Origin of the sequence: Citrobacter sp. Cf132, assembly GCF_030333885.1 — a bacterium.
GTDB classification, from domain to species: domain Bacteria; phylum Pseudomonadota; class Gammaproteobacteria; order Enterobacterales; family Enterobacteriaceae; genus Citrobacter; species Citrobacter freundii.
This window is the reverse complement of record NZ_JAOWFA010000049.1, coordinates 163,153-188,190: the sequence shown is the minus strand read 5'-3', so window position 1 is coordinate 188,190 and position 25,038 is coordinate 163,153. Positions and strand designations below refer to the sequence as shown.

The following is a 25,038-nucleotide window of genomic DNA, read 5'->3' as shown; positions in this document are numbered from 1 at the left end:
TATCAGGCCTCCCGGCTACGGGCACACATCATCGTTGCTTCGCACACAACTTTACCGTCGACCAGCGCAACCCCTTTAAAACGGGTCAGGCCACGGCGCGTTTTCTCGAAAGTCACTTCCATGATCATCTGATCGCCAGGCACGACAGGACGCTTAAAGCGTGCTTCGTCAATACCCGCGAAATAATACAGTTCGCCTGGTTCCAGTTTTCCTACGCTTTTAAACGCAAGGATACCGGTAGCCTGTGCCATCGCTTCCAGAATCAATACGCCAGGGAAAATAGGTTTACCCGGGAAGTGGCCCTGAAAGAAAGGCTCGTTAACGGATACATTTTTCACTGCGCGCAGAAAACGACCTTCTTCAAAATCCAGCACGCGATCAACCAGCAGAAACGGAAAACGGTGCGGCAGAAGTTCTAAAATCTCTTCAATATGCAGAGTATGAGTGTTAGTAGTCAAAATACTCTTCCTGTCAAAATATACTAAAAGGCAATAATAACACGGCCTGTCGCAATCGTATGAATGGGACAGGCCGAAAAGTCAGACATGCAAAAACGGTGCTTTAGTCTTGTTGATTAACCTTGCGCTCAATCGCTTTGAGGCGCTTGCTCATATCATCAATATTCATCACCAGTGCAGCTGTTTTACGCCATACCTTATTGGGTTGTAGCGGAATGCCTGAGGAATAGACGCCAGGTTCGGTGATAGGACGCATCACCATACCCATGCCAGTCACCGTGACTTTGTCGCATATTTCCATATGCCCATTGATCACGCTGGCGCCGCCAATCATGCAGTAACGGCCAATCTTCAGGCTACCCGCCATAATGACGCCACCGGCTACTGCCGTATTGTCGCCAATCACAACGTTATGCGCAATCTGGCACTGGTTATCAATGATAACACCATTACCGATCACAGTATCGTCCAGAGCACCACGGTCAATGGTGGTACAAGCGCCGATCTCGACGCGATCGCCGATAATCACGCGACCAAGCTGCGGGATCTTTACCCAGTTACCGCGATCGTTCGCGTAACCAAATCCATCAGATCCAACGACAGTGCTTGACTGGATCAGGCAATTCTCACCGATCTGAATGTCGTGGTAAATCGTCACATTCGCCCACAAGCGTGAACCTGCACCGATTTTAGTATTTTTTCCGACGAAGCAGCCTGCGCCGATAACGACGTTATCACCCAGTTCTACGCCAGACTCAATGACCGCATTTGCGCCCACAGAGACATTATTACCCAGCTTCGCCGTTGCATCGATCACTGCACTCGGTGCAATGCTCTGTGCAGGCTGAGGCGTGGTATCTAGAATTTGCGCCATACGTGCATAGGTCAGATAGGGATTCTTCACTACCAACGCGGCACTTTTAGCAAAAGGAAGATCGTCCTGCGTCATTACTACGGCAGAAGCCTGGCATACGCCTAAGTGTTCACGGTACTTAGGATTCACCATGAACGTGATATTGCCAGTTTGCGCAGATTGCATGGACGCTACGCCGGTGATGACGATATCGCCATCACCGTGTAATTCTGCATCCAACTGCTCTGCTAAATCAGCCAGTCGAATTGAAGGCATTACTTATTTAACCTGTTTCAGTACGTCAGCGGTGATGTCTTTTACATCGCTGCTGTTGTATGCAACGGTGTTTGCGTCAACGACCAGATCGATGCTCTGGCTGCTGGCAACAGATTTCACAGCAGTCTGGATACGAGTAACCAGTTTGCCACGTTCTTCGTTGGAGCGACGCGCACGATCCTGCTCAAAAGCCTGAGCTTTCTGAGAGAAAGTCTGGCGCTGAGCCATAACGTCTTTTTCCAGCTTGGTACGATCGCTACCTGCTTTCATTGATTGCAGACGCTGCATCTTAGATTGCAGATCGGATTCCATACGCTGCAGTTCGCTGGCACGGCCTTTGAACTCGTTTTCCAGCGTAGCAGAAACGCCTGTCTTCTGTGCAACCTGTTGGAACAGGCTACCCATGTTGACGATTGCAATTTTGTCAGCCGCTTGTGCGGACGTTGCCATCGCTAAACCGAGACCTGCAGCTAATAACCACTTTTTCACAATTAACTCCTTACCATCCCATTTGCACCCGAAGGTGCAGTTCTTTGCGTGGCCAGGCGATCCCATGCAAGATCGCCTAAAGTCATCGCTACACTACCACTACATTCCTTTGCGAAGAACAATTACCAGGTTTTACCAATGTTAAACTGGAACTGTTCCGCTTTGTCTCCATCGTACTTCTTGAACGGCTGGGCGTAGGAGAAAACCAACGGCCCCAATGGGGACATCCATTGTAAAGCGATACCCGCTGACATACGGATATTACTTGGATCACTGTAGTCCGGCACACCTATAGCACGTGTTTGAGCGCTATCCTGCCAGTTAGTATCCCAAACGGTACCCATATCCCAGAAGAAGGAGGTACGGACCGAGTTGGCATACTTATCACTGATAAACGGCGTCGGGGTAATAAATTCCAGACTGGCTACGGCCATGGCGTTACCGCCCACTGCGTCATCCGATTTACAGTCCTTACCGTCTGCGTTGGAACACTCTTCGTAGTCACTATTATCAGAACCACTGGCGTAAGCACCGTTTTTGTAGACTGCTTTTGGACCGATAGTATTCGACTGGAAGCCACGCACGGTGCTGGAACCACCTGCATAGAAGTTCTCATAGAACGGCATTTCTTTGCTGCCAATGCCGTCGCCATAGCCTACCTTCGTACGTCCTAAAACCACCCACTTGTGATCGTCATCGATCGGCACATAGGTCGCGGTATCCATCGACACTTTGTAGTATTCGTTATCAGAACCCGGAATGGTCACTTTACCGTTCAGGTTGACGCGTGTACCGTCCGTTGGGAAATATCCACGGTCCAGTTTGTTGTACGTCCAACCGTAGTTAAAGGTGAAGTCATCAGCGGCAAAGCTGTTGGTATTGGTCTCGCCCATTGACTCAAGATAACGATCCATCGCAACCTGCGGCTGCATGTTGGACAGTTTGTTATGTACATAACCCAGGCCGGCACGCAACGTGTTGTATTCGTTTACCGGGAAGCCAAGCGTTACGTCTGTACCATAACTTTTGTTGGTATAGTCGGACAGATCCGCATCATTCGCTTCAAAGTCGTTATAGAAGACACGGCCACCCAGGCTCACACCATCAACGGTGAAGTACGGGTTAGTCACAGACAACTCAGTATAGGTCTGGTAGTCGTTTTTGGTGCCGTTGATGCCAACAGAATAACCGGTACCTAACCAGTTATCTTGCTGAACGCCAGCCTGGAAGCTCACGCCGCTCTCGGTACCGTAACCGACGCCGAAGTTAAAGCTACCGGTGTTACGCTCTTTGACCTTGTAGACTACATCAACCTGATCCGGTCTGCCCGGAACACGCTGAGTATCGGTATCAACTGTTTCAAAGTAACCCAGACGGTTCAGACGCTCTTTACCCTGGTCGACCAGATCGCTGCCTAACCATGCACCTTCCATCTGACGCATTTCGCGACGCAGAACGGAATCTTTAGAGGTGTCGTTACCTTCAAAGCGAATCTTACGCACATAGAAACGGTTACCCGCATCCACGTTTACGCGTAATTTAACGGTTTTGTCAGCGTCGTTGATTTCAGGCTGCGACTGTACGCGCGGATAGGCATAGCCATAGCGACCCAGGAGCTTCTTGATATCATCTTCCATTTTGGTCACTTTGGTGCCGTTATAGAGTTCACCTGGCTCGATCTTCGTCAGGGTCTCAATTTCGGCGGAGTGCCCGGCCAGGTTACCGCTCACCTGAACACCAGAAAGCTTGTACTGCTCGCCTTCTGTGATGTTAACGGTGATGTAGATACCTTTTTTATCCGGCGTCAGGCTGACCTGAGTGGAATCGATATTGAAGCGGGCATAACCGCGATCCAGATAGTAACTGCGCAGGGTTTCAAGGTCGCCCGCCAGTTTCTGTTTCTGGTATTTGCGATCGCCCACCACGTTCCACCACGGTACTTCATCACGCAACTGGAAGTGAGAGATAAGTTCGTCAGTCGTGAAGGCATGGTTGCCGACGATATTGATCTGTTGGATCTTCGCCGAAACACCTTCCTGGAAGACCAGCTTGAGGTCAACGCGGTTACGCGGCAACGGCGTCACCACCGCTTTCACACTGGCGCTGTACTTACCGACGCTATAGTAGAAATCTTCCAGGCCTTTTTCGATATCGGCAAGCGTGGTGCGATCCAGAGACTCGCCAACACGCACGCCAGACGCCTCGAGGTTTTGCTTGAGCATGTCATCTTTCACCGATTTATTACCGGAGAAAGTGATGCTGGCAATCGTCGGACGCTCTTTTACCTGAACCAGAAGGGTATCACCATCGCGCAGGACGCGGACATCCTCAAAGTTACCGGTGGCGAACAGAGCACGAATGGTATTACTGATGTCTTCATCATTAACCGTGTCGCCTGTGCGCACCGGCATACTGAGGAGAGCCGCACCAACGGCGACTCGCTGTAGGCCTTCGAAATGAATGTCCTTCACTACGAACCCTTCAGCACCGTATACGGTGGCGCTGCTAAACAGCAGCGACGCTATGAGCAACTTTTTCATCGCCATCGTTATTATGCGTTCTTCCTAACACTCTCTTACAACCGAGAGAAATCATTGAAAAGTGCAAGCCCCATTAACAACACCAGCAAGATAGAGCCAATGCGATAACTAAAGTCTTGAACCCGCTCGGATACCGGACCGCCCTTCAGCTTTTCAATCGCCAGGAACAGCAGATGCCCCCCGTCAAGAACGGGCAACGGAAACAGGTTGATTATCCCTAAGTTCACGCTGATAAGCGCAAGGAACATCAGGTAATAAATAATCCCGAATTCCGCTGACATCCCAGCCCCCTGGGCGATAGAAATCGGCCCACTGAGGTTGTTCAGTTTTACATCACCGGTAATCAATTTTCCCAGCATACTGACCGTCAGCTTCATCAACTGCCACGTTTTATCCGAGGCTTCGAGGACGGCGCTGAATGGCCCATACTGGCGTACAGTCTTATACTCATCAGGCAGAGGAATAACTTTAGGCACCACGCCCGCAAAACCTTCTGCCTTCCCGTTAACCTGTTTTGAATCTGGGGTTAACGTTAAAGACAAGGAACTTCCTTGTCTTTCAATATCTAGCGCTAACGGCTTATCCGGATTATCGCGCACCAGCGTCACAAACGTCATCCATTGCGTCAGCGGCTGACCATTGACTTTAACGATCCTGTCGCCTGCTTGCAAACCTGCCTTACTTGCAGCGGAGTTAACCTGCACTTCTGACAGCACCGGTTCAATCTGCGGACCGCGCGGACGAATCCCTAAACTGGAGACGGGATCCTCTTTGTCTGGCTCAAATGCCCACTGGCGTAAATCCAGCGTTTTGTCCTGACGCTGGTTACTGCCAAACTGCGCTACGCTGAGAGTCGTATGCTCATCGCCAATTTTGGCTACCAGTTGCAATCTCACGGCATCCCAATCAGGGGTTTCGATACCATCAACCGCTTTTAGTTCCGTACCCGGCTGAATTTGCGCCTGCGCGGCAATCGAGTTGGGTGTTATTTCACCAACAACCGGACGAACGCCAGGGACACCGATGATAAACACCAGCCAGTAAGCGAAAATAGCAAAAAGGAAGTTTGCAATCGGACCTGCGGCGATGATGGCTGCGCGTTGTCCAACCGTTTTATTGTTGAAAGCGTAATGGCGCAGCTCCGGTGCGACTGGTTCAGCGCGCTCATCCAGCATTTTGACGTAACCGCCGAGGGGAATCAGGGCGATAACGTATTCCGTACCTAATTTATCGGTACGCCGCCAAAGCGCTTTTCCAAAACCAATGGAAAAGCGTTCGACGCGGACTCCGCAGCGCCGCGCAACCCAGAAATGACCAAATTCATGCACGGTGATAAGCACACCAAGTGCGACAATGAATGCAGCCAGATTCCAGAGAATACTCAGCATAAGACCATCCGTTAGAGCGTCCTGAATACCAGTAACAACAGGCAGGCAAAGACCGGTACCGCAGCCGTCAGGCTATCAATACGGTCCAGAATACCACCGTGTCCTGGAATTAAGTGACCACTATCCTTAATACCTGCTTCACGCTTAAACATACTCTCGGTCAGGTCACCCAGCACGGAGGCCAGGGCTGCAACGATGGAGCAAATGAGCAAGGTGACAGGCGCAACTTCAAGATTCGCCCACATGCCATAACCCCATGAGATCACGGCCGCAGTGGCGAGTCCGCCAATAAAACCCTGCCAGGTTTTACCAGGAGAAACCTTCGGTGCCAGCTTATGTTTGCCAAACAGCTTACCAAACATATACGCACCAGAGTCCGCTCCCCAAACGAGGATCATGACATACAGCAGCCATAGCGCGCCACTATAATGATTCTCATCATAGTGCCATGCACGTAGCGCCAGCATTCCCCAAAAAAACGGAACAATGGTTAACACGCCGAAAATTATGCGTAATGTTTTGGAATTACGCCAGACCGACGCAGAGCCGGGATAAAACAATACCAGCAACAGCGCCACGACCCACCAGCCCAGCGACGCCCACAGCGATACTTCAACCAGCGGCTGATGAATATTGCGATGGTATTCCGGCAGTAAGAACAGCATTAGCGCCAGCAATAGCCCGCACAAAACCGCCAGCCAGACTCGCTGTGTACGCGTGGTAAAACCGCTTAACTGTCCCCATTCCCAGGCGGCCAGCATACAAACGACCAGCGTGACAATGGCGAACCCCACCGGCGGCAGCAAAAACAGCGCCGCGATGACAACGGGTATTAAAACAAAAGCAGAAATCAGGCGATACTTCAGCAAAAGCGACCCCCATCAGGCTTTTTCATCACCGGGCTCGGTGCCGCCGAAACGACGCTCACGATTAGCAAAGGCATGCAGCGCACCTTCAAAGTCTTGTTCATCGAAATCGGGCCAGAGAACATCCGTAAAGTAAAGTTCGGCATAGGCAATTTGCCACAACAGAAAATTACTAATTCGATGTTCTCCCCCAGTCCTTATCACTAAATCCACAGGAGCCAGTTCATGCATACAAATTTGCTGCCCAAGCATCTCTTCATCGATTTGCTCTGGACGCAGCAGACCATCCTGCACCTGTTGTGCCAGTTGCCTGACTCCCTGGACTATATCCCACCGTCCACCGTAATTCGCTGCAATATTCAGCGTCAACCCGGTATTCTGGGCAGTAATCGCTTCTGATTTGCGAATCCGTTCTTGCAAACGAGAGTTAAATCGACTGATATCCCCGATAATACGCAGACGTACGTTATGGCGGTGCAGGTTTTTCACTTCACTATCAAGTGCCCACACAAACAGTTCCATTAACGCGCTCACTTCCTGCGCAGGTCGGTTCCAGTTCTCACTGCTAAAGGCATACAGCGTTAACGCATCAATACCGTTATTGGCAGCAAAAGAGACAGCCCGGCGGACGGATTTTGCTCCGGCCTTATGCCCAAAGGCGCGAATCTTCCCTTGCTTTTTCGCCCAGCGGCCATTGCCATCCATGATAATTGCGACATGGCGACAACCATGTGCTGGCAAATTTTCGCTTAATGGTTTAGTTGCAGACAACATAACGCGTTATTAGTCCCTGAAAGGATTTACGGTACTCAGGAATACTGAAGCCCATCCACAAAAAAGCCGTGTCAAACCACGGCTTACCCGACCGAAAAAAAGCAAATACCCGCGATCGGGTGGCGCAGACTATATCACTGAAGCCCAACGCTAACAAATAGCACGATTCTCCGTAGAGGGATTATCATCAGCTTGAGAGTCGCATCACTTCTTTTCTGGCGACGTCCCGCGCGATGGCATCAACCTTCAGCACGTCATCAACGCTCTGCGGCTCCTGCAAATCCATCTTATCCAGCACGGATAAATTCAGGTCAGCAATATCGGTAAATCGGATCTGCTGCGCCAGAAACGCGGCAACGGTAATTTCATTCGCGGCATTAAGTGCGGTCGTCGCCGCCTGCCCTTGCTCAAACGCGTCCATCGCCAGTTTCAGGCACGGATAACGCTGGTAATCAGGTGCAGAAAACGTCAGCGCACTGAGTTTGCAAAAATCGACAGGCTTAACACCGGACGTCACTCGTTCTGGCCATGCCATGGTATGGGCAATAGGTGTACGCATGTCCGGTTCACCCAACTGCGCCAGAACACTACCATCCTGATAACGGACCATCGAATGAATAACCGACTGCGGGTGAATCAGCACTTCCATCTGGCTTGCACTGGCATTAAATAGCCAACGCGCTTCAATGTATTCCAGACCTTTGTTCATCATGGTGGCGGAATCGACAGAGATTTTTCGTCCCATCGACCAATTCGGATGACGACATGCCTGATCGGGGGTCATAGAGACCAGATCGCGCAATGGCGTTTCACGGAATGGGCCACCAGACCCGGTAAGCAGAACTGACATGACGCCGTTTTGCTCAAGGTCAGCGTATCCCAGATTGTGTTGGATAGGTTGCGGTAAACTCTGAAAAATCGCGTTATGCTCGCTATCTACCGGCAAAAGCTGCGCTTTGTGACGTTTCACGTCGTCCATAAACAGACGACCGCAGGTCACCAGAGACTCTTTGTTCGCCAGTAAAATACTTTTGCTCGCACGAATTGCCGCCAGCGTTGGCAATAAGCCCGCTGCGCCGACAATTGCCGCCATGACCTGATCAACATCATCCAGCGCAGCCATATCACAGGCAGCCTGCTGACCGCTCATGACCTCAGTGCGACTGCCCTGCTCCAGCAGAGCTGCTTTTACCAACGCAGCGCTTTTTTCATCGTCCATTACCGCATAGCGAGGAGAAAACTCCAGGCATTGCTCTACCATGCGGGCGACATTTTTACCCGCCACCAACGCAGTAACACGAAATTTTTCCGGGTTATGGCGTACTACATCCAGCGTACTGCAACCAATGGAACCGGTTGATCCCAGGATGGTTAATTGCTTCATGAGACATCCAGAAGAATTTTACCCTTTAAGGTATATAGACAGAAAAAAGCAAAACGCCGCCATCCAGCCTTCTCAGGCCTTCTAAGCGGCGTTTTTAGCGTACAGGCGAATCAGAACTGCATCAGTTCCGCTTCTTTCTCTGCCAGCGCCGCATCAACTTTCTTGATTGCAGCGTCAGTCAGTTTCTGTACGTCGTCCTGAGAACGGCGATCGTCATCTTCGCTGATCTCTTTTTCTTTCAACAACGCTTTCACTTTGTCGTTTGCATCGCGGCGTACATTACGTACCGCAACACGCGCGCCTTCAGCTTCGCCACGCACGATCTTGGTCAGATCTTTACGACGTTCTTCGGTCAGCGGCGGCAGCGGAACGCGGATGTCGGAACCCGCAGAGCTTGGATTCAGACCGAGGTCGGAAGCCATGATGGCTTTCTCAACGGCTGGCCCCATAGAACGGTCAAACACGTTGATTTTCAGGGTACGGGAATCTTCAACCGTTACGCTTGCCAGTTGGCGCAGCGGAGTCGGTGTGCCGTAATATTCCACGACAATACCATCCAGCAGGCTAGGAGAAGCACGACCCGTGCGAATTTTGCTGATTTGGTTTTTGAACGCTTCGACGCATTTGTCCATGCGTACTTCAGCATCTTTTCTGATATCGTTGATCACGTTACGAATCCTTGAAAGCTTGTTTCAGTCAGACCATACCCGCCGCGCAAGATGTGACAAGTATAGTCTTGATTAATTTTGAGGGACGTATCCCGCGACATTAAAGCGGAATATTACCTGCATTTAGCCGCAACGGGAATTATTCCGTGATTAACGTGCCTTCTTTTTCACCCATAACAACACGGCGCAGTGCACCTGGTTTGTTCATGTTAAAGACACGAATCGGTAATTTGTGGTCACGAGCCAGCGTGAACGCAGCCAGATCCATGACTTTCAGCTCTTTATCCAGTACTTCAGTGTAGGTCAACTGTTCGTACATGGTCGCCGTCGGATCTTTAGCCGGGTCGGCAGTAAATACGCCATCGACTTTGGTGGCTTTCAGTACCACATCCGCTTCAATTTCAATACCACGCAGGCAGGCTGCTGAATCGGTGGTGAAGAACGGATTGCCGGTACCCGCAGACAAAATAACAACGCGGTTGTTACGCAGCAGGCTAATAGCTTCAGCCCAACTGTAGTTATCACACACGCCGTTCAGAGGAATTGCGGACATCAAGCGAGCGTTCACATAGGCGCGGTGAAGCGCATCGCGCATCGCCAGACCGTTCATTACGGTGGCTAACATGCCCATGTGGTCGCCCACAACGCGGTTCATCCCTGCTTTCGCCAGACCAGCGCCACGGAACAGGTTACCACCACCAATCACTACGCCAACCTGAATACCCAGCTCAACCAGCTCTTTGATTTCCTGAGCCATACGGTCAAGGATGCTTGCATCAATACCGAAGCCTTCTGAACCTTGCAGAGCTTCGCCACTTAACTTAAGCAGAATACGTTTGTAGACGGGTTTTGCATTGGTAGCCATGTTTCTTTCCTGAGACTGTCAACGAATGAGATGAGTTAATTCCGGCGACATTGTATGTCGCTTTTCAGCAGGACCACTATAGCGGTTCGCTGAATTTACAAGCCAGACACAAAAAGAAGCCGCCCTCAGGCGGCTCCTTTCAAAATTAAGACTGCTTGGACATCGCAGCAACTTCTGCTGCAAAGTCAGTCTCAACTTTCTCGATGCCTTCACCCACTTCAAAGCGGATGAAACCAGTTACGTCAGCGTTATGCTCTTTCAGCAGCTGACCAACAGATTTGCTCGGTTCCATGACGAAAGGCTGACCGGTCAGAGAAACTTCGCCGGTGAATTTCTTCATGCGGCCTTCAACCATTTTCTCTGCGATTTCTTTCGGCTTGCCAGACTGCATAGCGATGTCCAGCTGAACCTGGTATTCTTTTTCTACAACTTCAGCAGAAACGTCTTCCGGCTTAACGAATTCTGGTTTGCTTGCAGCAACGTGCATTGCCAGCTGTTTAACCAGTTCTTCGTCAGCGCCAGTTGCAGCAACCAGAACACCGATACGAGCACCATGCTGGTAGTTACCCAGAACTTCGCCTTCCAGGGAAGCAACGCGACGGATGTTGATGTTCTCACCGATTTTAGCAACCAGAGCAACACGTTCTTCTTCGAACTGTGCTTTCAGAACTTCAACGTCAGTGATTTTGCCAGCAACGGCAGCGTCCAGTACTTTGTCAGCAAATGCCTGGAAACCAGCATCTTTAGCAACGAAGTCAGTCTGGCAGTTAACTTCCAGAATGAAAGCGATATTGCCGTCGATTTTGGTTTTGATTACGCCGTCAGCAGCAACGTTGCCTGCTTTTTTCGCCGCTTTGATTGCACCGGACTTACGCATGTTTTCGATTGCCAGCTCGATGTCGCCATTAGCTTCAGTCAGTGCTTTTTTGCAATCCATCATGCCTGCGCCAGTACGCTCACGCAGCTCTTTTACCAGGGATGCGGTAATTTCAGCCATTCTAAAATCCTCGGAAGATTTGATCTGCCCGGCATGAAACCGCACAGATTTAAAAGTGAAAAAGGGGGCCATATACAGGCCCCCTAACCAAACGTGATACTACCTGGTCTATAAGGGCTCTAACGAGCGTGCCTTATTATTCAGCTTCTACGAAGCTTTCTTCCGCCTGGGAAGCCAGATCCTGAGAACGGCCTTCACGAACGGTAGTAGCTACAGCGCCCAGGTACAGGGTCACAGCACGGATTGCGTCGTCGTTACCCGGGATAACGAAGTCAACACCGTCCGGATCAGAGTTGGTATCAACGATTGCAAATACTGGGATACCCAGGTTGTTTGCTTCTTTGATAGCAATGTGCTCGTGGTCAGCATCGATTACGAACAGAGCGTCCGGCAGACCGCCCATGTCTTTGATACCGCCCAGGCTGTTTTCCAGTTTCTCAAGCTCACGAGTACGCATCAGCGCTTCTTTCTTGGTCAGCTTTTCGAAAGTACCGTCCTGAGACTGAGTTTCCAGATCTTTCAGACGTTTGATGGACTGACGAACGGTTTTCCAGTTAGTCAGCATACCGCCCAGCCAGCGATGGTTCACGAAGAACTGGTCGCAGCTGTTAGCAGCTTCTTTCACCGCTTCGCTTGCAGCGCGTTTAGTACCAACGAAAAGGATTTTACCTTTACGAGCAGAGATCTTGTTCAGTTCAGCCAGAGCTTCGTTGAACATCGGTACAGTTTTCTCAAGGTTGATGATGTGAACTTTGTTACGCGCACCGAAGATGAACGGCTTCATTTTCGGGTTCCAGTAACGGGTCTGGTGACCGAAGTGAACACCAGCCTTGAGCATGTCGCGCATGGAAACAGTTGCCATGATTAAAACCTCTATATATAAAAGTTGGGGTTAAGCCTCCACGCATCCCATATTACCGACCCCAAAGGGCACCCCGGAATATGTGCCGATACGTGTGTGTTGTTACACAAAGTGAGATTTGTCGCTCCCGTCCATCGTGTGTAGTCTTCGAATGGATCGGAAGTCCGGCGCGCTTTATACCACAAATACGCCATAGACACCAATAATTGTTGGCACTGTGTGCTGAATGAACGATGAATTTCGTGTTACAGGAAGGCGGCAAATTTTTGAACCTCCAGGAGCTTACATGTAGTAAGTGACTGGAGTGAAAAAATACAGCCAACGCACCTGTGGCACGAAAGGCAAAGTTCAGAATGATTCTCAATTTGGCAGCACGTATGCGGGACTGATACCATTGGCAGCACTTAAACAATTATTGCCGATATCATCGGCACTGATGGACAGAATTCATGGCTATCTCAATCAAGACCCCTGAAGAAATCGAAAAAATGCGCGTCGCTGGCCGCCTGGCCGCTGATGTACTGGAAATGATCGAACCGTTTGTTAAACCGGGCGTCAGCACCGGCGAGCTGGATCGTATCTGTAATGACTATATCGTGAATGAGCAGCAGGCCATTTCCGCCTGCCTGGGTTACCACGGCTATCCGAAGTCCGTGTGTATCTCTATTAATGAAGTGGTGTGCCACGGGATCCCGGACGACGCCAAACTTCTGAAAGACGGCGATATCGTCAACATCGATGTGACTGTGATTAAAGACGAGTACCACGGCGACACCTCGAAAATGTTTATCGTCGGCAAACCTACTATTCTGGGCGAGCGTCTGTGCCGCGTCACGCAGGAAAGCCTGTATCTGGCGCTGCGGATGGTGAAACCGGGCATTCGCCTGCGCACGCTGGGCGCTGCAATTCAGAAATATGCGGAAGGTGAAGGTTTCTCTGTCGTTCGTGAATACTGCGGTCACGGTATCGGTCGCGGCTTCCATGAAGAGCCGCAGGTTCTGCACTACGATGCAGACGACGGCGGTGTGGTACTGCAGCCGGGCATGACGTTCACCGTAGAACCGATGCTGAATGCCGGTGATTACCGCATCCGCACCATGAAAGACGGCTGGACGGTGAAAACCAAAGACCGGAGCTTGTCTGCACAGTACGAGCATACTATTGTAGTGACGGAAAACGGCTGTGAGATTCTGACGTTACGCAAGGATGACACCATCCCGGCGATCATCACTCACGGCGAATAATGTTTTGCCTGATGGCGATGCATTCGCATCTTATCAGGCCTACAAATTGTACTACTTAGTAGGCCGGGTAAGGCGTTCACGCCATCATCCGGCTTTTTAATGGGTGGCGCATAATGAATACTCTTCCTGAACAGCACGCAAATACTGCCCTCCCCACCCTGCCTGGCCAGCCACAAAACCCAGGGACATGGCCACAGCACGACCTCAACTGCACCGGTATTAAAGCGCATATCGACACCTTCCAGAGCTGGTTAGGCGAAGCGTTTGACAGTGGAATTTCCGCAGAACAGCTCATTGAGGCCCGCACCGAATTTATTGATCAGTTGCTTCAGCGCCTGTGGATTGAAGCCGGTTTCGGTCAAATTGCCGACCTGGCGCTGGTTGCCGTTGGCGGCTACGGGCGCGGCGAACTGCATCCGCTCTCCGATATTGACCTGCTGATCCTCAGTCGTAAAAAGCTACCTGATTCGCAGGCAGAAAAAGTCGGTGAGCTGTTAACGCTGCTATGGGACGTGAGGCTGGAGGTTGGGCACAGCGTGCGTACGCTGGAAGAGTGTCTGCTGGAAGGATTATCAGATTTAACCGTCGCCACTAACCTGATTGAAACACGCCTGCTTATCGGCGATGTGGCGTTATTTCTTGAGCTGCAAAAGCATATTTTTAGCGAAGGTTTCTGGCCGTCCGATAAATTTTACGCAGCCAAAGTGGAAGAGCAAAATCAGCGCCACCAGCGTTATCACGGCACCAGCTACAACCTGGAGCCGGATATCAAAAGCAGTCCCGGCGGCCTGCGCGATATCCATACTCTGCAATGGGTGGCCCGTCGCCATTTTGGCGCCACCTCGCTGGACGAAATGGTCGGCTTCGGCTTTTTGACGCTGGCAGAACGCGCCGAACTGAATGAATGTTTGCATATCCTGTGGCGGATTCGCTTCGCCCTGCATCTGGTCGTTAGTCGTTACGACAACCGCCTGCTGTTTGACCGCCAACTCAGCGTGGCGCAACGGCTAAACTACGGCGGCGAAGGCAACGAGCCGATCGAGCGGATGATGAAAGACTATTTCCGGGTCACGCGACGGGTCAGCGAACTGAACCATATGCTGTTGCAACTGTTCGACGAAGCGATCCTCGCCCTGCCAGCCGATGAAAAACCGCGCCCGATTGATGACGACTTTCAACTGCGCGGCACATTGATCGATCTGCGCAACGACGACCTGTTTATCCGTAAACCCGAAGCGATATTGCGGATGTTCTACATCATGGTACGTAACAGCGCGATCAGCGGGATTTACTCCACCACGCTGCGCCATTTGCGTCATGCCCGCCGTCATTTAACCCAGCCACTATGCTACATTCCGGAAGCGCGTTCGCTGTTTCTCAGTATGTTGCGCCATCCGGGCGCGGTGAGTCGCGGCCTGCTGCCGATGCATCGGCACAGCGTTTTGTGGGCCTATATGCCGCAATGGTCGCACATTGTCGGCCAAATGCAGTTTGACCTGTTTCATGCCTATACGGTGGATGAGCACACTATCCGTGTGATGCTCAAGCTGGAGAGTTTTGCTAACGAAGAGACCCGTCCGCGCCATCCGCTGTGCGTGGATCTGTGGCCGCGCTTGCGACAGCCGGAGCTAATTCTGATTGCCGCGCTGTTCCACGATATCGCCAAAGGTCGCGGCGGCGATCACTCGGTTCTCGGCGCCCAGGACGTGCTCAAATTCGCCGAGCTGCACGGTCTGAACTCGCGTGAAACGCAGCTGATCGTCTGGCTGGTGCGTCAGCATTTGCTGATGTCGGTGACCGCTCAGCGCCGTGATATTCAGGATCCGGAAGTGATCAAGCAATTCGCTGAAGAAGTACAAACGGAACATCGTCTGCGCTTTTTAGTGTGCCTGACCGTCGCGGATATTTGCGCTACTAACGAAACGCTGTGGAATAGCTGGAAGCAAAGTCTGCTGCGCGAGCTGTACTTTGCGACGGAAAAACAGCTACGTCGAGGGATGCAAAACACGCCAGATATGCGCGAACGCGTTCGCCATCATCAGCTTCAGGCACTGGCGCTACTGCGTATGGACAACATTGATGAAGAAGCGCTGCACCACATCTGGTCGCGCTGTCGCGCCAACTATTTCGTGCGCCACAGCCCAAATCAACTGGCCTGGCATGCGCGTCATCTGCTGCAGCACGATCTCAGTAAGCCGCTAATCCTGCTCAGCCCGCAGGCCACGCGCGGCGGAACGGAAATTTTCATCTGGAGCCCCGATCGCCCTTACCTGTTTGCCGCCGTCTGCGCCGAACTGGACAGGCGCAATCTAAGCGTCCACGATGCGCAGATTTTCACTACCCGCGATGGGATGGCGATGGATACGTTCATCGTGCTGGAACCGGATGGCAGCCCGCTGTCTTCAGACAGACACGAAGCGATCCGTTTTGGACTGGAACAGGCCATCACGCAGCGCAGCTGGCAGCCACCGCAACCACGTCGTCAGCCGGCAAAATTACGCCACTTTACCGTCGATACCGAGGTTACTTTCCTGCCGACCCACACCGACCGAAAATCATTCCTTGAGCTTATCGCTCTCGACCAGCCTGGACTGCTGGCGCGGGTCGGGCAGATTTTTGCCGATCTGGGAATTTCGCTGCATGGCGCCCGAATTACAACCATTGGCGAGCGAGTAGAAGATTTATTCATAATCGCCACCGCCGACCGGCGCGCCCTTAATAATGAGCTGCAGCAGGAAGTGCATCAACGGTTGACAGAGGCCCTCAATCCAAACGATAAAGGGTAATGTTTTTATTTATTATGGAAAGAGTTTAACAATGCAGCAGTTACAGAACGTTATTGAGTCCGCTTTCGAGCGCCGTGCCGACATTACTCCGGCAAATGTAGATACCGTAACCCGCGAAGCGGTGAATCAGGTTATTGCTTTACTGGATTCCGGTGCACTGCGCGTCGCAGAAAAGATTGAGGGTCAGTGGGTCACGCATCAGTGGCTGAAAAAGGCGGTCCTGCTCTCTTTCCGTATTAACGATAATCAGGTTATCGAGGGTGCGGAAAGCCGTTACTTCGATAAAGTGCCGATGAAATTCGCCAACTACGACGAAGCACGCTTCCAGAAAGAAGGTTTCCGCGTGGTTCCGCCAGCGGCCGTACGCCAGGGTGCGTTTATCGCCCGTAACACCGTGCTGATGCCGTCTTACGTGAACATCGGCGCTTATGTGGATGAAGGTACGATGGTTGATACCTGGGCGACCGTGGGTTCCTGCGCGCAAATTGGTAAAAACGTTCACCTGTCCGGCGGCGTTGGCATCGGTGGCGTACTGGAGCCGTTACAGGCTAACCCGACCATCATCGAAGACAACTGCTTCATCGGCGCACGTTCTGAAGTGGTTGAAGGCGTGATCGTCGAAGAAGGCTCTGTTATCTCTATGGGCGTGTACATTGGTCAGAGCACCCGTATTTACGATCGTGAAACCGGCGAAGTGCATTATGGCCGCGTTCCGGCGGGCTCTGTGGTTGTCTCCGGCAACCTGCCGTCGAAAGATGGCAAATACAGCCTGTACTGCGCGGTGATTGTGAAGAAAGTCGATGCCAAAACGCGTGGCAAAGTAGGAATCAACGAACTGTTACGCACCATCGACTAACAGTGATTTGAAAAAGCGGGCTTAGCCCGCTTTTTTTACATCTGCGAGTGGCATAAACAAGGCTTTTCGTTAATTATTCAATGGTTATGGTGAGCTTAAGGGTACCGCTATGTATGACAATCTGAAAAGTCTGGGCATTACTAATCCTGAAGAAATTGATCGTTACAGCCTGCGGCAAGAAGCCAACAACGATATCCTGAAAATCTATTTCCAGAAGGATAAAGGCGAGTTTTTTGCCAAGAGCGTGAAGTTCAAATATCCCCGTCAGCGTAAAACGGTTGTCGCCGATGGCGTCGGCCAGGGTTACAAAGAAGTGCAGGAGATCAGTCCCAACCTGCGCTATGTGATCGACGAACTGGATCAGATCTGCCAGCGCGATCGCAGCGAAGTCGATCTTAAACGCAAGATCCTTGATGATTTACGTCATCTGGAAAGCGTCGTGACCAACAAGATCAGCGAAATTGAAGCCGATCTGGAAAAACTAACGCGTAAATAACCGCGAGTGAATGTGTTCGTAGGCCGGGTAAGGCGAAGCCGCCCCCCGGCATTTTGCCTGATAAGCGTAGCGCCAACAGGCAAGGAATTAATGCTGCTCATCCAGTTGTAGCGCGACATACAGCAGCAATCGGTCGTCAAAATTCCCTAAATCCAGCCCGGTCAGCTCTGAAATTCGGTTCAGGCGATATTCCAGCGTATTACGGTGGATAAATAACGCTTTTGAGGTCGCCAGCGGCTGAACGTTATGCCGAAACCAAGCCGCTAATGTTCGACGCAGTAAGCCGTTGTTATCCATTGCTTTCAGCCGTACCAGCGGACGCGCCAGCTCGTTGGCCTGCCAGCCGCCGCGCAGGCTGTCCAGCAGAACTGGCAGCATCAAATCCTGGTAGAAATAGCTACGACTTTCCGGCATCCGTTGCTTGCCGACCATCATGGTCGTGCGCGCCGTACGATACGAACGGGCAATACTGCCTGGCCCGGTAAAATAGTTGCCCAGCGACACGCGAAAACGCAGCTGTCCGTTCTCTTTCATGCGAGCAATAAGCTGCTCAACACGCTTGCGGTGATCTTCCGCGTCCCAGCGACCAAACTGATTGAGCGCCGGTTTCAGCACCACCATCTCGGTCAAGGAAACAATCGCAATCAGATTATTACGTTCAGGCGTAGTCAACGCGTTCTGCAATTGCTGTAGCTCCGCCATCGCGCTGTCAACGCCAAGCTGGCCACTATCAACCTCTACCACTGCCACCACGCGCGGCTGGTTCAAATCAATGCCTAAACGTTGCGCCCACTCCATCAGCGCCGGGGTATTCTCTTCCGCCTGAATCAGATTCATCACCAGCTCTTCACGCAGGCGGCTATCCTGCGCTAACAGATGCATCAGGCGCGACTGCTCCAGCATCATTTCGGCTGTCATGCACACCAGCTCGCCGTATTTACGCAGATGTTCCGGTTCACCGGTAAGCCCGATAACGCCAACGATTTCGCCTTCCAGGCGCAACGGCAGGTTTATCCCCTGACGCACGCCGTGCAAATGCCTCGCCACTGCATCGTCAATGTCCACCACCCGGCCCTGCGAAAGCACCAGCAGCGCACCTTCGTGCAATTCACCAATGCGTTCGCGATCGCCACTGCCAATGATCCGCCCACGGGCATCCATTACGTTGATATTGGTATCAATGATGCGCATGGTTCGCGCCACGATATCTTGCGCCATTTTGGTATCAAGATGCCAGCCAGCCATAAACCCCTCCTGTGAGCAGAGCTCAAGCATAGGGAAGATAATAAGCGGCGACATTGTGCAAATGCACAAAGCGGAAGGGTGAAATATGGAGTTGTGGGAGGTATCACAAAAAGAACCCCTTCCTGTACAGGAAGGGGTTGAGGGAGATTACTGCATCAACAGATAGATGGAGCTGTCGCCACGTTGAATGTTCAGCGCCAGCACAGCGGGTTTGCTGTCGAGGATTTTGCGCAATTCGGCGATGTTTTTCACCGGCTGCTGATTCGCACCGATAATCACATCCCCTTTCTTCAGGCCGATCTGTGCAGCCGGAGAATTCGGTTTCACGTCGCTTACCACGACACCTTTATCCTGGCCTTTGTTGCTCATATCGGCACCTTCAATGCCTTTGAAGATAGAGCTGGAATCAACCTGAGTCTGGCTGCTCTGCTGCAATTCCAGGTTCACGGTGACCGGCTTACCGTCACGCAGCAGACCCAGGGTGATTTTGCTGCCGACCGGCATCGTACCCACCTGCGCACGCAGGGCGGCGAAGCTGCTGATAGGTTTGCCGTTCAGGGAGGTAATCACATCCCCGGCTTTAATACCGGCTTTCGCTGCGGAAGAGTTCGGCATTACCTGGCTGACGAATGCGCCACGCTGAGCGTCAACTTTCATCGCTTTCGCCAGCTCGGAGCTCAGTTCGGTCCCCATAATACCCAGCTCACCACGTTTAACCTGACCAAACTCAACCATCTGCGAAGTCAGGTTTTTCACCATGTTGCTTGGGATTGCAAAACCGATACCGATGTTACCGCCGTCCGGCGCGAGGATCGCGGTGTTAATGCCGATCAGCTCACCGTTCAGATTGACCAGCGCGCCACCGGAGTTACCCCGGTTGATCGCAGCATCCGTCTGAATAAAGTTTTCATAGTTCTCCGCATTCAGGCCGCTACGGCCCAGAGCAGAAACGATGCCGGAGGTCACGGTCTCACCGAGGCCAAACGGGTTACCGATTGCTACGGTGTAATCCCCCACGCGCAGCGCGTCGGAGTCTGCCAGCTTAATCGCCGTCAGGTTTTTCGGATCCTGAATTTGGATCAGCGCGATATCGGAGCGTGGATCTTTGCCCACGATCTTCGCGTCAAATTTACGGCCATCGCTCAACTGAACCTTAATTACCGTAGCGTTATCCACCACGTGGTTGTTGGTCACGACATACCCTTTCGCAGCATCAATAATTACGCCTGAACCCAGCGCCATAAATTTCTGCTGCTGGCCGCCGCCGTTACCAGCGCCCGGTGCGCCGCCCTGGCAGAACGGTGAACTCTGGAACGGAGATCCGTCCTGGCAGAACGGTGAATTATCACCAAAGAACTGCTGGAAATTACGCGGCATACGCGGCGTATTCACCGTCGTGCTCCCCTCGACGTTAATACTTACCACCGATGGCATCACTTTTTCGAGCATCGGGGCCAGGCTTGGCATCTGTTGGGCGGTCATTGCTGAAGACGACGTCTCAGCCGCAGTTGCAGACAGGGGGGACAACGCCAAACCTAAACTCAGAGCCAGTGCACTCATTGCTAATGTGGTTTTTTTCATGTGTTTCGTTCTCGATTAACAGGTAACGCAAAATTGCTGTATACGTCAGAGTCGTTTTATAACGCTAAGTTCCAGAATTGAGTTTAAGGAAAAAGTAAAATTTTATTGGCCGTCTTTACAAATGAGTATTTATTGTTCTACGGCCATCAAGCGACGATATTCATCCCAGGCATACAAATCTGTCATCCCGCTGATATAATCCTGGATCAACCGGCAGCGATAATAATATTCCAGAACCGAATACTCAGCGCACTCCGTCGATATTTTACTAACCGCCTCAACATACGCAAGACGATGGCGGGTAGACAACTTCTGAAATAAACGGGACTCGATAGGAAAACGTTTTACTCTTTCATTGTCGACCAGTTCAGTAAAATCTGACTGAGACATTTTCAATAACGGTTGATAGATCTCCAGCAACCCGCTGATCACCCGATAGCCCTGTAATTCCAGTTGCTCAACATCCGGATGGCTAAACACATGTTTTACCGCCACATTCTTATAAACGCCCAGTAACTGGCTGAAGCTACTGGCATCTTCTAACAGCGCATGATTAAAGCTGCCTTCATAAATCTGCGGCAAATTATCAATAAACCGCTGGGCCGCATACGGAACCAGTTTATTCAGCGTATTGACGCGTAAATACATAAAGAACTGATCTTCGGTGCTGCGGCTTAATGTATTTGAACGTGATTTTTCCCAGGCGTTCTCAACAACCTGACTAAACAGAGAGCCTTTTTCGTGATGCCCCCACGCTTCATGCAGATGATGGTAAAGTTGCTCGACGCTAAAGATTCTTTTCTCAACGGCATCTTCCAGGTCGGCCACGCAATATGAGATATCATCGGCAGCTTCCATAATCCAGGTTAATGGAAAACGACTGTAAGGTGCTAATGATAATTCTTTACGTAACCGCTCAATATACGGTTCCTCGGAAAGGTAATAACCAGGCTTCTTCATTAAATAGTTGTGCGTCTCGGGTGCACTGCCGCGCCACCATGCCGGACGGGTATATTTTAAAATACCGCCAACCTGCGCCCAGGTAAGGTTCATACGCATCAAAGTATGCACCAGACGAATACCCTGCGCATTGCCTTCAAAATGACACAAGTCCTGGCGTACCTTGCGGCGAATATCATTCAGCGACTCTTCACCTTCACGCAAACGTAATGCCGTCACCTGGCAGCGGTCATCACTCAGTGGCTGACTTTCCGCGTCGGCGGGATACAACCGCTGGCGAAACCAGTCATTAATCGCCGCTTCGCCAAAATGACCAAACGGCGGATTACCGATGTCATGCATCAGGCACGACATTTCGACAATACTCTCAAACGGTCCCGTCAGTTCATCCAGACCATACTGCTCCAGCAGCTTTAGCTCTTTCAGTCGGCTGAGGATCTCTTTCGCGATATAGCGCCCAACCTGCTGCACTTCCATCGAGTGCGTCAGACGCGTACGCACCGCTGCATTACGCTCCAGCGGAAAGACCTGGGTTTTTTGTTGCAGCCGGCGAATAGCCGGAGAATTGATAATACGTCCACGATCGCTTTCAAAAATTCGCAGGATCTCATGCTCCGTCTTCACGCCCTGCGGCGAACGGTAACGGCGATGCCAGTTTATTTTTTTTCGGAAATCGATCTGTACCATATCCTCTCCCGCCTGAGAAATGCGCTACCCCTTAAGCGCATGATAGACTATGCCCTCAAATCTGGCTTATCGCGAGTAAATCTATGAAAATCGGCATCATTGGTGCAATGGAAGAAGAAGTTACGCTGCTGCGTGACAAAATCGAAAACCGTCAGACCATCACGCTCGGCGGTTGTGAAATTTACACCGGCCAACTGAACGGTACTGAGGTTGCGCTTCTGAAATCAGGTATCGGTAAAGTGGCTGCGGCGCTCGGCGCTACGCTGCTGCTTGAACGCTGCAAGCCGGATGCCATCATTAATACCGGTTCCGCGGGCGGCCTGGCCTCTACGCTGAAAGTCGGCGATATCGTAGTTTCTGATGAAGCGCGCTATCACGACGCCGACGTCACTGCCTTTGGTTATGAATTTGGTCAGCTACCGGGTTGCCCGGCTGGTTTTAAAGCCGATCCTGCGTTGATTGCAGCCGCAGAATCTTGCATCGCCGAACTCAATCTGAACGCTGTTCGCGGACTTATCGTCAGCGGCGATGCATTCATTAATGGTTCCGTGGGGCTGGCTAAAATTAAGCATAACTTCCCGCAGGCGATTGCCGTTGAGATGGAAGCGACCGCAATTGCGCACGTTTGCCACAACTTTAAGGTGCCATTTGTCGTGGTTCGCGCTATCTCTGACGTTGCCGATCAGCAGTCCCATCTCAGCTTTGACGAATTCCTGGTGGTTGCCGCGAAGCAGTCAAGCCTGATGGTTGAAACGCTGGTGCAGAAACTGGCGCATGGCTAAATTATTCTCCAGGGCGCTGGTCGCCCTGCTTTTCACTCTCCCGGCGTTCCTTTACGCCGCACCGCGTGTTGTAACGCTTTCTCCTGCCAATACCGAACTCGCTTTTGCCGCAGGCATTACCCCCGTTGGCGTCAGCAGCTACTCAAACTACCCGCCAGAAGCCAAAAATATTGAAGAGGTCTCAACATGGCAAGGTATGAATCTTGAGCGTATTGTGGCGCTGAAACCTGATTTGGTCGTCGCCTGGCGCGGGGGAAATGCTGAGCGGCAGGTGAATCAACTGACCTCCCTGGGAATTAAGGTCATCTGGGTGGACGCCGTTACCATTGAGCAGGTTGCCGATGCGCTACGCCAGTTGGCTGCGTGGAGCCCCAAGCCTGAACAAGCTAAACAGGCGGCGCAAACCATGCTTGATGACTATGCTTTACTTAAATCTCAGTATGCCAACAAACCGAAAAAACGCGTGTTTCTCCAGTTTGGTGCCAATCCTCTGTTTACCAGTGGAAAAGGTTCTATTCAGCACGAAGTTCTTGAGGTATGCGGCGGAGAAAACATCTTTGCCGGTAGTCGGGTTCCCTGGCCGCAGGTTAGCCGTGAGCAGGTCCTGGCACGAGCCCCCCAGGCTATTGTTGCAACCGGCGGTCCGGGCGAAACTCTGAAAATTGAGCAATACTGGGGAAACCAGCTAAAAATACCCGTTATTACACTTAATAGTGACTGGTTCGAACGCGCGAGCCCGCGTATTATCCTCGCCGCAAAACAACTCTGTAATGCGCTTTCACAGATAAATTAGCGCCTGCCCCCACCAGGTCTGTTGTGAGGATTTAAAAATGCTCGTCTATTGGCTTGATATTGTCGGCACCGCGGTATTTGCAATCTCTGGCGTATTACTGGCCGGAAAATTACGTATGGATCCGTTTGGCGTCCTGGTCCTCGGCGTGGTTACCGCCGTCGGTGGTGGTACGATCCGCGATATGGCGCTGGATAATGGACCGGTTTTTTGGGTTAAAGATCCAACAGATCTGGTCGTGGCGATGATCACCAGCATGCTGACGATCCTGTTGGTACGGCAGCCAAGACGCCTGCCGAAATGGATCCTTCCGGTGCTTGATGCCGTTGGCCTGGCGGTGTTCGTGGGTATTGGCGTCAACAAGGCCTTTCTCGCAGGAACAGGCCCCTTGGTGGCGATTTGTATGGGGGTGATTACCGGCGTCGGCGGTGGGATCATTCGCGATGTATTAGCACGTGAAGTCCCGATGATTTTGCGTACCGAGATCTACGCCACAGCCTGTATTATCGGCGGGATCGTGCATGCGACGGCGTTTTATACCTTTGATGTTTCATTGGAAAACGCCAGTATGATGGGGATGATTGTCACCCTGCTGATTCGGCTTGCCGCCATTCGCTGGCATTTGAAATTGCCGACGTTTGCGCTGGATGATAACGGACGTTAACATGATGATGCAGAATATGTAGGCCGGATAAGGCGTTTACGCCGCCATCCGGCACATTGCCCGGTGGCGCTACGCTTACCGGGCCTACACCATCAGACCACTGGTATTACAGACAGCAATCAGATGCTGAAAGAAGAACCACACCCGCAGGTGCTTTTCGCATTCGGGTTAGTCACAACGAAGCGGGAACCTTCCAGACCTTCGGTATAGTCAACCGCGCCGCCCACCAGATATTGCAGGCTCATCGGGTCAACCACCAGACCAACACCTTGTTTCTCAATGGTCATATCACCATCGTTCACCTGATCGTCAAAGGTGAAACCGTACTGGAAACCGCTGCAACCACCGCCGGTGATATACACACGTAATTTCAGATTCGGGTTATCTTCGTCAGCGATCAGGCTTTTTACTTTATTGGCTGCTGCTTCAGTAAATTGCAGTGGCAGCGCTACGTCATCACTCATATTTTGCTCCAAACGACATTGGCAATTGGGCAAATTATAACCCAATGGTTAAGGCCATTATCT

23 protein-coding genes and 1 pseudogene are annotated in these 25,038 nt (G+C 51.6%); 7 read left to right on the top strand and 17 right to left on the bottom strand.

Translation table 11 applies throughout. The features are described 5' to 3' along the window. Positions 1-2: 2 nt before the first annotated feature. From fabZ to rpsB, 12 genes are all read right to left on the bottom strand, one after another. Positions 3-458 (bottom strand): 3-hydroxyacyl-ACP dehydratase FabZ, encoded by a 456-nt coding sequence (fabZ, locus tag OGV85_RS08425; RefSeq protein WP_003018528.1) that lies wholly within the window; start codon positions 456-458, stop codon positions 3-5. A 103-nt stretch (positions 459-561) separates the two neighbouring features. Next, the gene (lpxD, locus tag OGV85_RS08420; protein ID WP_061547764.1) at positions 562-1,587 is read right to left on the bottom strand and encodes a UDP-3-O-(3-hydroxymyristoyl)glucosamine N-acyltransferase; all 1,026 of its coding nucleotides are present in this window, start codon (positions 1,585-1,587) and stop codon (positions 562-564) included. Between the two features lie 3 nt (positions 1,588-1,590). Continuing rightward, positions 1,591-2,076, bottom strand: coding sequence for a molecular chaperone Skp (skp, locus tag OGV85_RS08415; protein ID WP_003018533.1), 486 nt, complete (start codon positions 2,074-2,076; stop codon positions 1,591-1,593). 122 nt (positions 2,077-2,198) lie between these two features. Beyond that, positions 2,199-4,622 carry an outer membrane protein assembly factor BamA gene (gene bamA, locus OGV85_RS08410; protein WP_003018536.1) on the bottom strand — a complete coding sequence of 808 codons (2,424 nt, stop codon included), beginning with the start codon at positions 4,620-4,622 and terminating at the stop codon, positions 2,199-2,201. A 29-nt stretch (positions 4,623-4,651) separates the two neighbouring features. Continuing rightward, complete coding sequence (rseP, locus tag OGV85_RS08405; protein ID WP_044714937.1) at positions 4,652-6,004, bottom strand: sigma E protease regulator RseP; 1,353 nt, start codon at positions 6,002-6,004, stop codon at positions 4,652-4,654. 11 nt (positions 6,005-6,015) lie between these two features. Further along, a complete protein-coding gene (cdsA, locus tag OGV85_RS08400) occupies positions 6,016-6,873 on the bottom strand; it encodes a phosphatidate cytidylyltransferase (RefSeq protein ID WP_003018541.1) in 858 nt (285 codons plus the stop codon). A gap of 12 nt (positions 6,874-6,885) precedes the next feature. Next, a complete protein-coding gene (gene ispU, locus OGV85_RS08395) occupies positions 6,886-7,644 on the bottom strand; it encodes a (2E,6E)-farnesyl-diphosphate-specific ditrans,polycis-undecaprenyl-diphosphate synthase (RefSeq protein ID WP_003018543.1) in 759 nt (252 codons plus the stop codon). A 187-nt stretch (positions 7,645-7,831) separates the two neighbouring features. Then, complete coding sequence (ispC, locus tag OGV85_RS08390; protein WP_048233869.1) at positions 7,832-9,028, bottom strand: 1-deoxy-D-xylulose-5-phosphate reductoisomerase; 1,197 nt, start codon at positions 9,026-9,028, stop codon at positions 7,832-7,834. A gap of 110 nt (positions 9,029-9,138) precedes the next feature. Further along, positions 9,139-9,696 (bottom strand): ribosome recycling factor, encoded by a 558-nt coding sequence (gene frr, locus OGV85_RS08385; RefSeq protein ID WP_003018547.1) that lies wholly within the window; start codon positions 9,694-9,696, stop codon positions 9,139-9,141. A gap of 139 nt (positions 9,697-9,835) precedes the next feature. Then, the gene (pyrH, locus tag OGV85_RS08380; RefSeq protein ID WP_003018549.1) at positions 9,836-10,561 is read right to left on the bottom strand and encodes a UMP kinase; all 726 of its coding nucleotides are present in this window, start codon (positions 10,559-10,561) and stop codon (positions 9,836-9,838) included. A 145-nt stretch (positions 10,562-10,706) separates the two neighbouring features. After that, positions 10,707-11,558, bottom strand: coding sequence for a translation elongation factor Ts (gene tsf, locus OGV85_RS08375; protein ID WP_003018551.1), 852 nt, complete (start codon positions 11,556-11,558; stop codon positions 10,707-10,709). 136 nt (positions 11,559-11,694) lie between these two features. Further along, positions 11,695-12,420, bottom strand: coding sequence for a 30S ribosomal protein S2 (gene rpsB / locus OGV85_RS08370; protein WP_003018553.1), 726 nt, complete (start codon positions 12,418-12,420; stop codon positions 11,695-11,697). A gap of 449 nt (positions 12,421-12,869) precedes the next feature. On the opposite strand from rpsB, the gene map reads away from it, so the two are divergent. The 4 genes from map (at position 12,870) to OGV85_RS08350 (ending at position 17,802) form a co-directional block, all read left to right on the top strand. Beyond that, the gene (map, locus tag OGV85_RS08365) at positions 12,870-13,664 is read left to right on the top strand and encodes a type I methionyl aminopeptidase (RefSeq protein ID WP_003018555.1); all 795 of its coding nucleotides are present in this window, start codon (positions 12,870-12,872) and stop codon (positions 13,662-13,664) included. A gap of 113 nt (positions 13,665-13,777) precedes the next feature. After that, positions 13,778-16,450 carry a bifunctional uridylyltransferase/uridylyl-removing protein GlnD gene (glnD, locus tag OGV85_RS08360; protein ID WP_003837534.1) on the top strand — a complete coding sequence of 891 codons (2,673 nt, stop codon included), beginning with the start codon at positions 13,778-13,780 and terminating at the stop codon, positions 16,448-16,450. A gap of 31 nt (positions 16,451-16,481) precedes the next feature. Further along, on the top strand, positions 16,482-17,306 hold the full coding sequence (dapD, locus tag OGV85_RS08355) for a 2,3,4,5-tetrahydropyridine-2,6-dicarboxylate N-succinyltransferase (RefSeq protein ID WP_003837532.1): 825 nt from the start codon (positions 16,482-16,484) through the stop codon (positions 17,304-17,306). 109 nt (positions 17,307-17,415) lie between these two features. Next, positions 17,416-17,802: a DUF3461 family protein gene (locus OGV85_RS08350; RefSeq protein WP_003018562.1), complete on the top strand. Its 387-nt coding sequence runs from the start codon at positions 17,416-17,418 to the stop codon at positions 17,800-17,802. Positions 17,803-17,889: 87 nt separating this feature from the next. Here the strand turns inward: OGV85_RS08350 and cdaR are convergent, their stop codons facing one another. From cdaR to dgt, 3 genes are all read right to left on the bottom strand, one after another. Then, positions 17,890-19,047, bottom strand: coding sequence for a DNA-binding transcriptional regulator CdaR (cdaR, locus tag OGV85_RS08345; protein ID WP_003018564.1), 1,158 nt, complete (start codon positions 19,045-19,047; stop codon positions 17,890-17,892). 147 nt (positions 19,048-19,194) lie between these two features. Then, entirely contained in the window at positions 19,195-20,628 is a 1,434-nt protein-coding gene (degP, locus tag OGV85_RS08340) for a serine endoprotease DegP (RefSeq protein ID WP_003018567.1), read from the bottom strand. Between the two features lie 129 nt (positions 20,629-20,757). Further along, on the bottom strand, positions 20,758-22,275 hold the full coding sequence (gene dgt / locus OGV85_RS08335; RefSeq protein ID WP_003845805.1) for a dGTPase: 1,518 nt from the start codon (positions 22,273-22,275) through the stop codon (positions 20,758-20,760). An 83-nt stretch (positions 22,276-22,358) separates the two neighbouring features. Between dgt and mtnN the strand changes: the two genes are divergently transcribed. The 3 genes from mtnN to OGV85_RS08320 are packed head-to-tail and all read left to right on the top strand — an operon-like array spanning position 22,359 to position 24,511. After that, positions 22,359-23,057: a 5'-methylthioadenosine/S-adenosylhomocysteine nucleosidase gene (mtnN, locus tag OGV85_RS08330; RefSeq protein ID WP_003018572.1), complete on the top strand. Its 699-nt coding sequence runs from the start codon at positions 22,359-22,361 to the stop codon at positions 23,055-23,057. After that, positions 23,050-23,850, top strand: coding sequence for a vitamin B12 ABC transporter substrate-binding protein BtuF (gene btuF / locus OGV85_RS08325; RefSeq protein WP_032948552.1), 801 nt, complete (start codon positions 23,050-23,052; stop codon positions 23,848-23,850). The genes mtnN and btuF overlap by 8 nt, the downstream gene beginning before the upstream one ends. Positions 23,851-23,887: 37 nt before the next feature. Next, positions 23,888-24,511, top strand: coding sequence for a TRIC cation channel family protein (locus OGV85_RS08320; RefSeq protein ID WP_003018578.1), 624 nt, complete (start codon positions 23,888-23,890; stop codon positions 24,509-24,511). Between the two features lie 119 nt (positions 24,512-24,630). Here OGV85_RS08320 and erpA read toward each other — a convergent pair whose 3' ends face one another. Beyond that, complete coding sequence (erpA, locus tag OGV85_RS08315; protein WP_003018581.1) at positions 24,631-24,975, bottom strand: iron-sulfur cluster insertion protein ErpA; 345 nt, start codon at positions 24,973-24,975, stop codon at positions 24,631-24,633. Further along, a pseudogene (gene yadW / locus OGV85_RS08310) lies at positions 24,968-25,033 on the bottom strand (small protein YadW). Before yadW ends, erpA begins: the two are co-directional and overlap by 8 nt. Between the last annotated feature and the right edge of the window lie 5 nt (positions 25,034-25,038).